At 68.9% G+C, this 12,157-nt stretch carries 18 protein-coding genes and 1 pseudogene; 8 read left to right on the forward strand and 11 right to left on the reverse strand.

Going from position 1 to position 12,157, the window contains the following annotated elements; all coding sequences use genetic code 11:
• Positions 1–5: 5 nt before the first annotated feature.
• Genes ACQYVW_RS09575 through ACQYVW_RS09585 form a run of 3 tightly spaced genes read left to right on the forward strand, consistent with a single transcriptional unit; the run spans position 6 to position 1,646 of the window.
• Positions 6–140 (forward strand): hypothetical protein, encoded by a 135-nt coding sequence (locus ACQYVW_RS09575; protein WP_434936519.1) that lies wholly within the window; start codon positions 6–8, stop codon positions 138–140.
• Entirely contained in the window at positions 137–721 is a 585-nt protein-coding gene (locus tag ACQYVW_RS09580; protein WP_434946814.1) for a cytochrome c oxidase assembly protein, read from the forward strand. The genes ACQYVW_RS09575 and ACQYVW_RS09580 overlap by 4 nt, the downstream gene beginning before the upstream one ends.
• Positions 722–746: 25 nt before the next feature.
• The gene (locus ACQYVW_RS09585; protein WP_434946815.1) at positions 747–1,646 is read left to right on the forward strand and encodes a cytochrome c oxidase subunit 3; all 900 of its coding nucleotides are present in this window, start codon (positions 747–749) and stop codon (positions 1,644–1,646) included.
• 145 nt (positions 1,647–1,791) lie between these two features.
• On the opposite strand, the gene ACQYVW_RS09590 is transcribed toward ACQYVW_RS09585, so the two are convergent.
• Positions 1,792–2,022, reverse strand: a complete 231-nt coding sequence (locus tag ACQYVW_RS09590; RefSeq protein WP_434936526.1) for a twin transmembrane helix small protein — start codon at positions 2,020–2,022, stop codon at positions 1,792–1,794.
• 56 nt (positions 2,023–2,078) lie between these two features.
• Between ACQYVW_RS09590 and ACQYVW_RS09595 the strand changes: the two genes are divergently transcribed.
• From ACQYVW_RS09595 to cyoE, 4 genes are all read left to right on the forward strand, one after another.
• Positions 2,079–2,807: an SURF1 family protein gene (locus ACQYVW_RS09595; RefSeq protein WP_434946816.1), complete on the forward strand. Its 729-nt coding sequence runs from the start codon at positions 2,079–2,081 to the stop codon at positions 2,805–2,807.
• The gene (locus ACQYVW_RS09600) at positions 2,804–3,373 is read left to right on the forward strand and encodes a redox-active disulfide-containing membrane protein (protein ID WP_434933020.1); all 570 of its coding nucleotides are present in this window, start codon (positions 2,804–2,806) and stop codon (positions 3,371–3,373) included. Before ACQYVW_RS09595 ends, ACQYVW_RS09600 begins: the two co-directional genes overlap by 4 nt.
• Positions 3,373–4,563, forward strand: coding sequence for a COX15/CtaA family protein (locus tag ACQYVW_RS09605; RefSeq protein ID WP_434946817.1), 1,191 nt, complete (start codon positions 3,373–3,375; stop codon positions 4,561–4,563). Before ACQYVW_RS09600 ends, ACQYVW_RS09605 begins: the two co-directional genes overlap by 1 nt.
• Before the next feature lie 61 nt (positions 4,564–4,624).
• Positions 4,625–5,560 carry a heme o synthase gene (cyoE, locus tag ACQYVW_RS09610; RefSeq protein ID WP_434946818.1) on the forward strand — a complete coding sequence of 312 codons (936 nt, stop codon included), beginning with the start codon at positions 4,625–4,627 and terminating at the stop codon, positions 5,558–5,560.
• A 258-nt stretch (positions 5,561–5,818) separates the two neighbouring features.
• Here cyoE and ACQYVW_RS09615 read toward each other — a convergent pair whose 3' ends face one another.
• The 9 genes and pseudogenes from ACQYVW_RS09615 to ACQYVW_RS09655 form a co-directional block, all read right to left on the reverse strand.
• Positions 5,819–6,208, reverse strand: coding sequence for a hypothetical protein (locus ACQYVW_RS09615; protein ID WP_434946819.1), 390 nt, complete (start codon positions 6,206–6,208; stop codon positions 5,819–5,821).
• A complete protein-coding gene (locus ACQYVW_RS09620) occupies positions 6,205–7,383 on the reverse strand; it encodes a DNA/RNA non-specific endonuclease (protein WP_434946821.1) in 1,179 nt (392 codons plus the stop codon). Before ACQYVW_RS09620 ends, ACQYVW_RS09615 begins: the two co-directional genes overlap by 4 nt.
• A gap of 329 nt (positions 7,384–7,712) precedes the next feature.
• Entirely contained in the window at positions 7,713–8,024 is a 312-nt protein-coding gene (locus tag ACQYVW_RS09625; RefSeq protein ID WP_434946822.1) for a hypothetical protein, read from the reverse strand.
• A gap of 160 nt (positions 8,025–8,184) precedes the next feature.
• Positions 8,185–8,400, reverse strand: coding sequence for a DUF4287 domain-containing protein (locus ACQYVW_RS09630; protein ID WP_434946823.1), 216 nt, complete (start codon positions 8,398–8,400; stop codon positions 8,185–8,187).
• A 94-nt stretch (positions 8,401–8,494) separates the two neighbouring features.
• Positions 8,495–8,937 (reverse strand): annotated as a pseudogene (locus ACQYVW_RS09635) (DUF1810 domain-containing protein).
• A 103-nt stretch (positions 8,938–9,040) separates the two neighbouring features.
• Complete coding sequence (locus ACQYVW_RS09640) at positions 9,041–9,646, reverse strand: GyrI-like domain-containing protein (protein ID WP_434946824.1); 606 nt, start codon at positions 9,644–9,646, stop codon at positions 9,041–9,043.
• Positions 9,647–9,686: 40 nt separating this feature from the next.
• A complete protein-coding gene (locus ACQYVW_RS09645) occupies positions 9,687–10,031 on the reverse strand; it encodes a hypothetical protein (RefSeq protein WP_434946825.1) in 345 nt (114 codons plus the stop codon).
• A gap of 54 nt (positions 10,032–10,085) precedes the next feature.
• Positions 10,086–10,430, reverse strand: a complete 345-nt coding sequence (locus ACQYVW_RS09650) for an MmcQ/YjbR family DNA-binding protein (RefSeq protein ID WP_434946826.1) — start codon at positions 10,428–10,430, stop codon at positions 10,086–10,088.
• Positions 10,431–10,457: 27 nt separating this feature from the next.
• Positions 10,458–10,853 carry a GFA family protein gene (locus ACQYVW_RS09655; protein ID WP_434946827.1) on the reverse strand — a complete coding sequence of 132 codons (396 nt, stop codon included), beginning with the start codon at positions 10,851–10,853 and terminating at the stop codon, positions 10,458–10,460.
• Between the two features lie 260 nt (positions 10,854–11,113).
• On the opposite strand from ACQYVW_RS09655, the gene ACQYVW_RS09660 reads away from it, so the two are divergent.
• On the forward strand, positions 11,114–11,332 hold the full coding sequence (locus ACQYVW_RS09660) for a hypothetical protein (RefSeq protein WP_434946828.1): 219 nt from the start codon (positions 11,114–11,116) through the stop codon (positions 11,330–11,332).
• A 399-nt stretch (positions 11,333–11,731) separates the two neighbouring features.
• Here ACQYVW_RS09660 and ACQYVW_RS09665 read toward each other — a convergent pair whose 3' ends face one another.
• Positions 11,732–11,974: a hypothetical protein gene (locus tag ACQYVW_RS09665; protein ID WP_434946829.1), complete on the reverse strand. Its 243-nt coding sequence runs from the start codon at positions 11,972–11,974 to the stop codon at positions 11,732–11,734.
• Positions 11,975–12,157: the final 183 nt, after the last annotated feature.

Here is a 12,157-nt window from a genome sequence, read left to right on the forward strand (position 1 = left end):
TGGCCATGAGCGACCCGCAGCGATCCCCCGACGAGCTTGCGCAGCGCCGCCGGCGTGCCGTGCGCACGGCGCTGGTGGTCGGTGCGATCGCGCTGGCCATCTATGTCGCCTTCATCGCCTCGGGAGTCATCGGGCGATGAGCGCGCCGGGCATGACCAACAAGGGCATCCTCAAGCTGCTGGCGATTTCGCTGGGCGCGTTCGCCTTCACCTTCTCGCTCGTGCCGCTGTACCGCATCGCCTGCGAAAAGGTGTTCGGCATCCGCCTGGACAACAGCGCGGCGGATGCCTCGGCGGTCGGCTCGGCGGTGCCGGACGAGCGCTGGGTGACGGTCGAGTTCGACGGGTCGGTCAACTCCAAGCTGCCCTGGGGCTTCCGCCCCAACGAGACCCGCATGCGCGTGCGTGTGGGCGAGCAGTACGAGGCCACCTACGCCGCGCACAACAACAGCCGGTCCGCGGTGGTGGGCAGCGCCACGCCGTCGGTGGCGCCGGCCCGCGCCTCGGGCTACTTCAGCAAGACCGAGTGCTTCTGCTTCACCGCGCAGACCCTGCAGGCCGGCGAGACCCGCGACCTGCCGGTGCGCTTCATCGTCGATCCGGCGCTGCCGCCGGACGTCAAGACCATCACGCTGTCCTACACCTTCTTCAAGAACGACGTGCTCACCGACCGCCTCACCGCGGCGGCGCCGTCGTCCACCGTGCCGCATTCGGCACCCTGACCCACCGCAATCCGGACTTTTCGCCATGGCCCAGGCCCACGCCGACACCACAGCCCATCACGGCAGCGACCCGAACGTCTACTTCGTGCCGCACCACAGCAAGTGGCCGCTGTTCGCCTCGATCGCGCTGTTCGTGACCATGATCGGCCTGGCCAGCTGGTTCAACGAGATCAGCTGGGGCCGCACGACGTTCTTCGTCGGCGCCGCGGGGCTGGCCTTCATCCTGTTCAAGTGGTTCGCCGATGTGATCCTCGAATCGGTCTCGGGCTACTACAACAAGCAGGTCGACGTCTCGTTCCGCATGGGGATGGTGTGGTTCATCTTCTCGGAAGTGATGTTCTTCGCCGCCTTCTTCGGCGCGCTGTTCTATGCCCGCCAGTTCGCGCTGCCGTGGCTGGGCGGCTCGGGCGACGGCGTGGCCACCAACTATCTGCTCTGGGAGGGCTTCAGCGCGGCCTGGCCGAGCAGCGGGCCGGGCAGCGTGGGCGGTCAGTTCCAGACCATTCCGGCCTGGGGCCTGCCGCTGCTCAATACCCTGATCCTGCTCACCTCGGGCATCACCGTCACCATCGCCCACCACGCCCTCAAGGCGGGCCAGCGCACCAAGCTGCTGGTGGCGCTGGGCCTGACCGTGGTGCTGGGCTGCGTGTTCCTGTTCTTCCAGGTCGAGGAATACATCCACGCCTACCGCGACCTCAACCTGACGATGGGTTCGGGCATCTACGGCTCGACCTTCTTCATGCTGACCGGCTTCCACGGCGCGCACGTCACCCTGGGCACGATCATGCTGGCCATCATCTGGCTGCGCTGCGCCAAGGGCCATTTCACCAAGGAAAACCACTTCGCGTTCGAGGCGGTGGCCTGGTACTGGCACTTCGTCGACGTGGTGTGGCTGGGGCTGTTCCTGTTCGTCTATGTGCTTTGACGTCACGGACCCACGTCCGCGGATCGCCGGCCGGGTACGGCCCGGCCATCCGGATCCGACAGGGGAGGGCGCCGGCATGCCGGCGCTTTCCGCTTTTTCGCGCCGCGCAAATGCGCGGCGCGGCGGGCGCGGCCGCGCGGCGGCGTCAGGAGTTCGGGTTGCGGCCCACGCCGTGGAACTCGATCCAGCCCATGTAGTGGGCCAGGATCACCAGCAGGATCAGGCCGACCGACAGGGCGATGCGCTTGGTCAGGGCGTTGACGGTGCGCTTGCTCTGGCCCTTGTCGCTGAGCATGTAGTACAGCCCCGCGCCCAGGTTCCACAGGATCAGCGCGAGGAAGCCGACCACCACCAGGATTTTCAGCGAATCGTTCATGACCTGATCCGGAGGCGCGGCATGCGCCGGTGCCGGCCATTATCGCAGGCCGCCGCATGGCCGGGGTGAGCGGGTGGGCGCGGGGCACCTGGCTGTTCGGCTGGAGCCTGGCGCTGGTGCTGATCGTGCTGTTCGCCGCGCTCGGCCGCTGGCAGCTCGGGCGCATGGCGGAGAAGCAGGCGATGCTCGACCAGGTCGCCGCCACGCTCGAGCAGCGCCGGGCGCTGCCGCTTTCCGCCGCCGGGGAAGCCGCGCGCGCGCGCGATTTCGACTGGGCGCAAGGCCAGGGCCGCTTCCTCGACGCGCCGGCCGTGCTGCTGGACAACCAGCAACGCGATGGCCGCCCCGGCGTGCGCGTGTATCGCGCCTTCGCGCCCGATGGCGCGGCGCCGCTGCTGGTCGAACTGGGCTGGCTGCCGCTGCCCGGCGACCGCACCATGCCGGCGCCCGAACGCATCCCCGGCGAGCAGCGCATCCAGGGCCTGCTGGCGCCGCCGCCTTCCGCCGGCCTGGCGCAGGGCCTGTCGGCCGCGACCCCTGGCGGCAACGTGCTGGCCGTGCGCCTCGACGCGCCCGGCCTGCCCGCCCTGCTCGGCCTCGACGCGCTGCCGCCGCGCGTGCTCAAGCTCGATCCCGCGCTGCCGATCGGCCATGCCCGCGATCTCGACGTGCTGCCCAATACCCTGCCGCCGCAGAAGCACCTGGGTTACGCGGTGCAGTGGTTCGGCCTGGCCATCGCCGTCCTCGTCACCGCCCTTGTCCTGACCTTCCGGTTCCGCCGATGAATGCTCCCGTCTCCCCGCAGCAGCGCGGCCGCAACCGCGGCATGCTGATCCTGGTCGTCGCCGTGTTCCTCGGCAGTGCGGTGGTGGCTGGCGCGCTGCGCTTCTCCGGCTGGCGTCCGTCGGGCATGAAGAACCACGGCGAACTGCTCGATCCGCCCGGCGACCTGCGCCAGGTAGTGCCCACCCTGCACGAAGGAGGCGACTATGTCTGGAATCCGGCCGAGCGTACCTGGCGCATCGCGCTGGCGCCGCCAGCGGGCTGCAGCAGCGAGTGCGTGCAGCTGTCGCAGCAGCTCGACACGGTCTGGCAGCTGTTCACGCATCGCGCCGACCATGTGCACATCCTCTGGATCGGCACGCCGCCCGACGGCGTGCAGCGCAACGCCGCCTGGCGCCAGGTCGAGCCTTCGCCGGCGCTGCTGGCCGCGCTGCCGCGGCGCGACGACCCGGCCGGCACCCCCGTCTACGTGATCGACCCCAACGGCTTCGTGATCCTGCGCTACGCTCCCGGTTTCGATCCGGGCCACCTGCGCACGGACATGGCCCGCCTGCTCAAGCTGCGATGATGTCTTCCCCGTCCCCCAGGCCCTCGCGGCCGCAGGTGTACCGGCACTTCCACCGGATCGCCTGGCTGGCCGTCGTGCTCACCCTCGGCGTGATCGTGTTCGGCGCGTTCGTGCGCCTGTCCGACGCCGGCCTGAGCTGTCCCGACTGGCCCACCTGCTACGGCCGCGCCACCTGGCCGCAGGCCGCGCAGGAGGTCAGCGACCACGCCGCCAGCGCGATCCGCCCGTTCGAGACGCACAAGGCCTGGCGCGAGCAGGTGCACCGCCACCTGGCCGCCACCCTGGGCGTGCTGGTGCTGGTGCTGGCGCTGCTGGCCGCGCGGCGGCGGCGCTACGGCATCGCCCAGGTGCTGGGCGCCTCGGCGCTGGTAGGGGCGGCGATCCCGCTGTACATGCAGGGCCATATCGTGCCGGCGCTGGCGGTGGCGGCGCTGGGCGAAGGGCTGCTGCTGGTGGCCGCGCTGCGCTGGTCGAACGTCGACCTGGCGCGCGCCGGCGCGCTGACCCTGGCAGTGGTGATCTTCCAGGCCCTGCTGGGCAAGTGGACGGTGACCATGCTGCTCAAGCCGGTGATCGTGATGGGCCACCTGCTGGGCGGCATGCTCACCTTCTCGCTGCTCACCTGGATGGCGTGGCGCGCCACCCACCTGCCGATCGTGCTGGCCGACGCGACCGCCCTGCGGCGCTGGGTGATCGCCGCGATCGCGGTGCTGGGCGTGCAGATCGCGCTGGGTGGCTGGGTGAGCGCCAACTACGCCGCGCTGGCCTGCGGCGCCGGCGGCTGGACCACGGCCGAGCCGCACTACATGGATTTCCCGCGCTGCGTGGGGCAGTGGTGGCCACCGTCGGATTTCAGCGAGGGCTTCGTGCTGTGGCGCGGCGTGGGCGCGGACTACGAGGGCGGCGTGCTCGACGGCGCCTCGCGCATCGCCATCCAGATGGCGCACCGGCTGTTCGCGATCGTCGCGGCGGCGACGCTGCTGGCGCTGTCCTGGCGCACCATGCGCACGCCGGGCCTGCGCGGCTGGGCGCTGGTGCTGGGGCTGCTGACCTGCGCACAGGTGCTGCTGGGCGTGCTCAACGTCAAGCTGTCGCTGCCGCTGTCGGTGGCGGTGCTGCACAACGGCGGCGCGGCGCTGCTGCTGTTCGTGCTGGTGTCGCTGCTCGCGCGCCTGCGGCGGCCGGAGTAGGCATGGACGCGCCTGTGACGATGCCCTTGTCGAACACGCCGTGCACTGTCGCGGAGCGGCGATGAACCGTTCCCGGTCCAGCTGGCGCCAGTACTGGACGCTGACCAAGCCGCGCGTGGTCGCACTGATCGTGTTCACCGCGCTGGTGGGCATGTTCCTGGCCGTGCCCGGCCTGCCGCCGCTGCGCGAGAGCGTGTTCGGCCTGCTGGGCATCTGGCTGGCGGCGGCCTCGGCGGCGGCCATCAACCACCTGATCGACCAGCGCATCGACAAGGTGATGGTGCGCACCGCCGACCGGCCGCTGGCCACCGGCGCGCTCGCGCCGGCGCAGGTGCTGGCGTTCGCGGTGTTCCTCGGCGCGCTGTCGATGGCGATCCTGATCGCGCTGGTCAATCCGCTCACCGCCGCGCTCACCTTCGCCTCGCTGATCGGCTATGCCATCGTCTACACCGGCTTCCTCAAGCGCGCCACGCCGCAGAACATCGTGATCGGCGGCATCGCCGGGGCCGCGCCGCCGCTGCTGGGTTGGGCCGCGGTGACCAACATGCAGGGCCAGTGGGACTGGGCGCACGCGCTGCTGCTGGTGCTGATCATCTTCGTGTGGACGCCTCCGCACTTCTGGGCGCTGGCGATCTTCCGCCGCGAGGACTACCGGCGCGCGCTGGTGCCGATGCTGCCGGTCACCCACGGCGTGGCCTACACCCGCTGGCAGATCCTGCTCTACACCGTGCTGCTGTGCGTGGTGACGGTGCTGCCGGTAGCGATCGGCATGAGCGGCCTGTTCTACCTCGGCGGCGCGGTGGTGCTGGGCCTGACCTTCCTCTGGTACGCCTGGCGCCTGCTCGATCCGCCGGACGAGCTGTTCGCGATGAAGGTCTTCAACTACTCGGTGGTCTACCTGATGGCGCTGTTCGCCTTCCTGCTGGTCGACCACTGGCTGCTGCCGTGGCTGGATCCGTCGCCGGTGCAGGCGTTCCAGCTCGAGCGCGTGGACTGAGGACGGGGCCTGAGGCCGCCTGGATCGGCTGCCCGATCGTTGTTCCTTAGCCCGACGTCATTCCACCCCGACGTCGTCCCCGCGAGCGCGGGGATCCACTGGTCCGGTCGCCGAAGACGATGGACCTTGCGTTCGCCGGGACGATCTGCGGCACAGCGATGCCGTGCTGGCGCGTGACGGAGGGAGCGACTTGGCTGCGAAAGCTTTCGCGCGCGAGCGCGCTCCCACAAAGAGAAAATGCGTCGTTGCGGCCGACCGTCAGGCCGGCCTCGCCTGTTCCGCCACCTGGGCCAGCGTCGCCGGCGTCACCCGCCAGCGTGCGGCGTCGTCGTACACGAAGTCCGCATGCAGCTTGCCACCTGCGCGGCGCAGCTGGATCACGCACACCATCCACGGCGCCTTGCCGTCGACCTGCATGGCGCCGCGAAGTTCGTCGAGCCGCGCGCCGATCAGGTCGGCCTCTGTCTGCGGCGTGGCCGCCACCGGCGACTGGCCCTCGCGGTAGCCGAAGCCGCTGAGCCTGCGCGCGCCATCGCTGTAGTCGGCGATCAGCGCATAGCCATCCAGATCGTGCCCCGCGGTAGCGAGGTCGCGCACCAGCAGCTCGCCGATGCCGCGCACCAGTGCGTCGCGGTCGGTGGCGCTCAAGACGCCGTCCCGATCATCTCGTCCATGCCTTCCCGCGCAATCCGGTCGAACACCTGGCCAGCCTCGTTGTCGAACACGATCAGCGTCGGATCATAGACCGGGTTGCCGCTGGCCGGGTCGATCACCGCGTAGTCCACCCGTACCTGGTCGGGTCGTGCGCCCTCACCGGGCCCGAGCCGGATCTCCACGTGCACCTCCATGCCCGCCGCCAGCCAGTCGGACCATTCCTGCTCCATGCCCGCATACACGCGCTGGTTGAAGTGGCTCTCCTGCGGGAACATGTTCACCGGCCCGTGGCCGTTGACGAAGCGGTAGGCCAGCATGTGGCCCACGTCGTCGCCGCTGCCCTTCATGTCGTTGTCGCTGCGGAAGCGGCTCTGCGCATTGGCCTCGATGCGGTCCGAATCGCGCCCGCCGCTGTCCGGCTCCCAGGTCAGTACCGCGTCGGCCGACACCGGCCGGCCGGCATCGTCGATCGTCCACACCACTTCGTTGGACTCGCCGCTGCCGGTCTCGGTGACCACGCCGGTAATGCTGTCGCCTTCCACGTCCTCGCCGATGCGCACCGTCTGCGGTGGCGGCGTGCCGTCGAGCAGCATGCGGCGATAGGCGGCGCCATCGAGGCCGGCGGGATCGTCCAGCATCGCGGTGTGCCGGATGAAATCCTCGCGCTCCGCCGGAGCCGACGCCGGCCCGCCATCGCGTGGCGCATCGAACAGCTGCTGCGAGCCGGTCATCACCCGCAGTTCGCCGTCTGCAGTCATCTCCAGCGACAGGCGCAACTCCCCGATCGAATCCAGCCCGTTGGCCGCCGCCAGCGTGCGGAAGCTCGCTTCCAACCGGGTGCCGGCATAGTCGCGACCGTCCACCTCGATGCGCGTGCGCGGCGGGATCGTGGTCGGATCGAAGGGATTGAGCGCACGCATCCTGGCCGGCGTGGCCTCGTCGTTGTGCATCGTCGCCTCGAAGCGCAGCGGCACCATCTGCGCATCCGTCCCCGGTGCGGAGACGGCCAGCTCGCCGGTCGCGGTCCAGCTGGTGGTCCATTGCGCCGCGCGCTCGCCGGTGATGCGCACCGAGCCGCGGTCGAGCGTGAACTCGACCGCCGCAGGGTCGGCCGACAGCAGGGCCTCGTCGAAGCCCGTGCCGCCAGGATCGGCTGCACGGAGCGGCATCGACCCAGGCAGGCCGGGAGGCGGCAGCGAAGGCGGGAACCGGAGCGTCTCGAGCGACATGGCGGCCCATGCATGCGGCGCCGTATGGCACCTTCCGTCGACGAGACTACGCGGCGCTGCCGCGTGGCGACATTGGGGAAAACCCGGGGCCCGCCGGCAACGCGTTCACGGCGAGGCAGCCGGCGTCGCCGCATTGCAAAGGCCCGGCGAGGGTCCCTGCGAAGATCCGAGGCGGGGCCTTCCTTGTGGCCGCGACGGACAAGCCCGCCGGAGATCGCGGCGGGCGCCTACGGGCAAGGCGTGCCGCGCCCACCAGCCGCTGCGCCGGCCTAGGGCAGCGCGAACTTGCGCATCGGCCGTGCCGGCCACAGCGAGGTGAAGCGTGCGCCACCCACCAGGCGGAATGCCGCCGACACGCCCTGCTCGATGCCCAGCTCCTCCAGCACCCCGCGCACCCGCCGGAACGCATGCCGCGGGTCGGCGGTGGTCATGAACAGGTTGATCTCCTTGGCGCTGACGTCGTAGCCCTCCAGCGCCACCGCATCGCCCAGCACGCTCTGCAGGCGTGCCTCGATCGTGGCCAGGAAGTCCTCGCTCTGCAGCGACTTGCGCCAGAACTTGATCACGAGTTGGTAGTCCATCGCTGCTCTCCTGCCGGGCCCGGCCCACACGACCCGGCAGGATACGGCGCCGGGCGCGAGGATGCCGTGGTGCGCCGAGCCGCGCGCGGGAAGGGCGCACGTTCCGGCGCGTGCAGGGTCGTCGCAAGCGCCGTGCGGGCGGCTTGCAACCCGCGCGTTGCTAGGGCGCCGTCTGCCCCTTGCGGTACGCCACCAGCGCGTTGGCATGGCCATGGCCCAGTCCGTGGCTGTGCTTGAGAAAGGCCACTTGCTGCATGTGCGTGTGTCCGGCCACCGTATCCAGCAGCGCCAGCCAGTGCGCTATGGGCTGGCCATAGGTCTTCTCGATCGAGGGAAAGTACGAGGCCGGGCCTTTGCCGGGAGTTGTCGTGGTCATGCCAGATGCCTGTGCGGAAGTGGATGGGGCACGCCCTGCGCGCGGCCCTGTCTGTGCGACGAATGGCCATGCGCCGGATCGACGATCGCCCTGGTCAGCCGCGAGTCTCCGGCCGGCCTTCGAGCAGCGCCAGGGTCAACGGGTCTTCGCCGGCAAGCGCGTGCAGCGCCGCATGGAACACGCTGCCGGGCGCCGACACCCGCGCGAACAGCGTCATGCACGAACGGAACTTCGCAGCGTCCAGCGCGCCGAAGATCCGCGCAGGCGGCAGTGCGCTGTCCAGCACGCAGCGGGTCGCGGCCTCGAGCCGCGGACCCAGCAGCGGATGCGCCAGATAGGCCGGGCTTCCTCCTCGCCATCGATGCCGTAGTGCATCGACTGCAGGCTCCGCCCCAGGCCGCGCAGCTGCGGGAACACGAACCACATCCAGTGCGTGCGCTTGTGGCCCGCGCGGATCTCCTCCAGCGCACGCGCGTGCACACCCGCCTGCGCCTCGACGAACCGCGCCAGGCCCTCGCTCATGCGACCGTGCGCCATGCACGCCGCACGCTGCGCCGCCGGCAGGCCACTGGACGCAGCAGCACGCCCGCAGGCGCCACGTGCGGGCGGCGGCGCGCTGCCGGCATGGCGCGCCCCTGCCTCATGCCATCGGCTGGCGGATGATGGTCCGCCACTTCGCAGGGTCCGCGCGGCGCACGTCGCTGAGATAGATCTCGTGGTGCTTGCCGGCCAGCCGGCCGCGTTCGGCGATGAACGCGTGCAGGCATTCGATCGTCGGTCCTTCCTCGCTGAAAGGCCCCACGTGCAGCACCTGCGCACAGCGGCCTTCGGCGAACGGCTCCAGCCGCAGCCGCTCCAGCGCCGCCAGCGGCTTCTTCCCGCGCACCTGCGCCATGGCCGCCTCCAGCACCGCATCCTCCGCGACATCCGGCTGCAGGATCATCATCGTCCAGCGCCACTTCGCGCGATCGTCGCTCGCGAACACGGCGTGGTCGTCGGCCCACCACAGCCCCTCCAGCGGCATCACCGCGTAGTCGATGCCGCGGCCGCGCTTGAGCATGAACTTGGCTGTGTACGAGACCGAGAACAGCGCCTCCACCGCCTCGGCATAGGCGGGCGAGGTGTTCGGATCGCCCTGGCCGTCGATCATCAGGAAGCGCAGCCGCGGAACGTCCACCTCCGCCACCGCCTTCGCCGTTGGCGCATAGAGGTGCTTGAGTTCCCGCTTCAGGTCGATCCTGGACATGCTCGCGTTCGCCACCGCCGTCCGGGGCACGATCGTAGCCTCAGCGGACCGCCGCCGCACATCGTGCCGTCAGCGCGTCGAGGGTTTCGAACAGGGCCGCATCCACCACCGTGAAGTTGAAGCAGGACTTGCCCTGCATGCGCTGGCGCAAGGCCTGGGGAATGCCGTCCAGCAGGACGGGCTGCTCGTAGACCGGCATCAGGTGATAGCTGACGTAGGACTTCTTCGTCTGCACCGCGCCAAAGAACGCGGGTTTGGCCCCGGGCGTGGCAGGCGCCCGTTCCACGTACAGGTGGCCGGGCTGGTCGGTGCGGATCGACATGCCCTGGGCATGCCTGCGCAGGATGGCCGCAAGTGCGGCGAAGACCGGGTCGTAATTGCTCATGGCTGCCTCGATGCGCCCTGCGACGCGTGATGGTGGCGGGTCGTCCGGCCTGAATCAGGCCGCATCGCCGGCATCCAGCGCGGCTGCCAGGCGCTTGGGCGCCTTGTGGCGCCAGGCGGCGCGCACGAGCTGCTCGACGGCGCGGGCATCCGCACGCACCAGGTCAATGCGCAACCCCGGGATACGCTTGCCCCAGTACAGCGGCGCCATCGCATCGCCGTGCACCTCCAGCGCCAGCAGCCGTGTCTGCTCATCCACCATGACGTGCAGGTGGCGCTGGTCCGGCGGTACGGTGGCGAAGATCCGGCCCCCGACCCGGAACGCGCCATGGTTGAAGTGCGGCGCCTCGGTCACCTCGGGCGGCGCAAGGGCGATCTCGCGGACGCTCTCGATCTCCATCATCCTCTCCTGCGTCGAGTCGGTGCGTCAATCGTGGTGGTCGATGCCCACGGGCAGGGCCACCCAGGCATGCATCCGCGCCTCGTAGACCGACACCGACGGCGGTGGAAACATCGGGTCGGCGAAGGCGCCCACCGGCACCGCGACCACGTCCGGCAGCGCATCCAGCGTGTAGTACACCGTATTGCCGCAGACCGGGCAGAAGTGGAACCGCGCGCGGCCGCCCTCGTCGCCGACGCGGACGTACGCGGTGCTGTGTCCCGAGACCGTCACCGCATCGGCCGGAAACCTCGCCTGCGTGGCGAACACGCTGCCGGTGCGTCGCTGGCAGGCCAGGCAATGGCAGATCGAGATGCGGCCGGGCGCCGCCCGCGTGGCGACGGTGAGCTGGCCGCAGGTGCAGGAGGCGTGGCGTGTCTGCATCGGGATCTCCGGTGGTGGCTCGGCCGCCGCCCCGTGCTGGCGGCCCAGTATGGCGCGGCTGGGTTATCCGGGCAGGTGCGAGCGGATCAGCGCCGCGGTCTCGGCCATTTGCGCGGCCTGAGCAGGCAGCACATCGATACAACGTTCAACGCCAGAGCGGACAGGTAGCAAGCGGTCAGACCGTCCCGGAGAGAGCCTGACCAACAAGGTGGCGCCACCCCATGACACGGCTGATCCCCGTGCATGGGCCAAACCGATGAATGAGCGAGGCCTTCGGGTGCGGCTTTTACCTTGGTCCGGATCGGCAACTCCGATCCAACAAGACCGATTACCGGGTGCAGTCTGGCAACGCTTCGATCACCATCACTCTGGCGAGTGGCAAGCAGCAAAACGACAAACCGGCACAGCAAACGCCTGAAGCTCAAGGCAAGAGCGTCATGCACTCGGGGTTGACGGGAAGCTCCTTACGGAATGGTTAGACTCTGCGCCTACGTAAGCCACCCATGAGAAAGAATGCTGCCAGCATGGTCGAGATCGCAGCAAGCGCCGTGAGGATCACGTACTGGTAGATCGGCTTAGCGGTGCAAAGCTCGATTGCGGTGGCTCTCGACGAGTCCGTAAGGCCGAAGGTTGGTGCGCAGTAAACTGCTGCATCTGGCGGGTCCCAAACGGAGTAGTACCCAATGTACGCATGGGCTTCGTATGTGCGCTCGGAGAATCGCGCTTCGAACGGGACGAATATGAAAGCCAAAGATGTCAGCACCAAGCCGACCACCAAAACCGCACGTTGCGATGTCGTCAGATTCATAATTTTGTCTCGCAGAGCCTAGCACCGGGAATAAGCCGACTCGCGGAGCGGGTTCGGCTTGAATGAACTGTTAAACTTCAGGCCTGCCATTGGAAATCTCCATGAGTTCTCGGTCACTCATGTAATCCAGAGGGTTGGGCGTTCTTCCCTTCTTGAGCTCTTCGATCATCGCGTTGGCGGTAGTTAGCTGCGCCTCTGCCTTAGCGACTTTCTTAACTAGCTTTAGGTTCTCAGACTGCAATGCCTTGACGTACTCCTGGACTGCTTGATCCGCAGACTTGAGCGTACTCTCAAAATCATTAGATGCTGACATGCGCAGGCACTCCCCTCTGAGGTCTAACTACTAATAGACGGACGACGTCCGCATAAGCCGGATTCTCGTCTCCTGTCCAAGGCATCGTCAATCACAATAATTCCCGGCACTTCAACGGCTTGGCCGAGTTGCACGGGGCTGGTGACCAAGGGGCCAGTGTGGTTATGCAGTGGGGACAGCGAT

The organism is Luteimonas campi (assembly GCF_051162505.1).
Taxonomy (GTDB): Bacteria; Pseudomonadota; Gammaproteobacteria; order Xanthomonadales; family Xanthomonadaceae; genus Luteimonas.

Excerpts from the sequence above, each read along its gene's own strand:
- ACQYVW_RS09585 (WP_434946815.1), top strand. The coding sequence starts at position 747 with ATGGCCCAGGCCCACGCCGACACCACAGCCCATCACGGCAGCGACCCG.
- ACQYVW_RS09590 (WP_434936526.1), bottom strand. The coding sequence starts at position 2,022 with ATGAACGATTCGCTGAAAATCCTGGTGGTGGTCGGCTTCCTCGCGCTG.
- ACQYVW_RS09665 (WP_434946829.1), bottom strand. The coding sequence starts at position 11,974 with ATGTCAGCATCTAATGATTTTGAGAGTACGCTCAAGTCTGCGGATCAA.
- ACQYVW_RS09580 (WP_434946814.1), top strand. The coding sequence starts at position 137 with ATGAGCGCGCCGGGCATGACCAACAAGGGCATCCTCAAGCTGCTGGCG.
- ACQYVW_RS09655 (WP_434946827.1), bottom strand. The coding sequence starts at position 10,853 with ATGCAGACACGCCACGCCTCCTGCACCTGCGGCCAGCTCACCGTCGCC.
- ACQYVW_RS09620 (WP_434946821.1), bottom strand. The coding sequence starts at position 7,383 with ATGCCGCTCCGTGCAGCCGATCCTGGCGGCACGGGCTTCGACGAGGCC.
- ACQYVW_RS09600 (WP_434933020.1), top strand. The coding sequence starts at position 2,804 with ATGAATGCTCCCGTCTCCCCGCAGCAGCGCGGCCGCAACCGCGGCATG.
- ACQYVW_RS09605 (WP_434946817.1), top strand. The coding sequence starts at position 3,373 with ATGTCTTCCCCGTCCCCCAGGCCCTCGCGGCCGCAGGTGTACCGGCAC.
- ACQYVW_RS09645 (WP_434946825.1), bottom strand. The coding sequence starts at position 10,031 with ATGAGCAATTACGACCCGGTCTTCGCCGCACTTGCGGCCATCCTGCGC.
- ACQYVW_RS09640 (WP_434946824.1), bottom strand. The coding sequence starts at position 9,646 with ATGTCCAGGATCGACCTGAAGCGGGAACTCAAGCACCTCTATGCGCCA.
- ACQYVW_RS09660 (WP_434946828.1), top strand. The coding sequence starts at position 11,114 with ATGAGCGAGGCCTTCGGGTGCGGCTTTTACCTTGGTCCGGATCGGCAA.
- ACQYVW_RS09630 (WP_434946823.1), bottom strand. The coding sequence starts at position 8,400 with ATGACCACGACAACTCCCGGCAAAGGCCCGGCCTCGTACTTTCCCTCG.
- ACQYVW_RS09595 (WP_434946816.1), top strand. The coding sequence starts at position 2,079 with ATGGCCGGGGTGAGCGGGTGGGCGCGGGGCACCTGGCTGTTCGGCTGG.
- ACQYVW_RS09650 (WP_434946826.1), bottom strand. The coding sequence starts at position 10,430 with ATGGAGATCGAGAGCGTCCGCGAGATCGCCCTTGCGCCGCCCGAGGTG.
- cyoE (WP_434946818.1), top strand. The coding sequence starts at position 4,625 with ATGAACCGTTCCCGGTCCAGCTGGCGCCAGTACTGGACGCTGACCAAG.
- ACQYVW_RS09575 (WP_434936519.1), top strand. The coding sequence starts at position 6 with ATGAGCGACCCGCAGCGATCCCCCGACGAGCTTGCGCAGCGCCGCCGG.
- ACQYVW_RS09625 (WP_434946822.1), bottom strand. The coding sequence starts at position 8,024 with ATGGACTACCAACTCGTGATCAAGTTCTGGCGCAAGTCGCTGCAGAGC.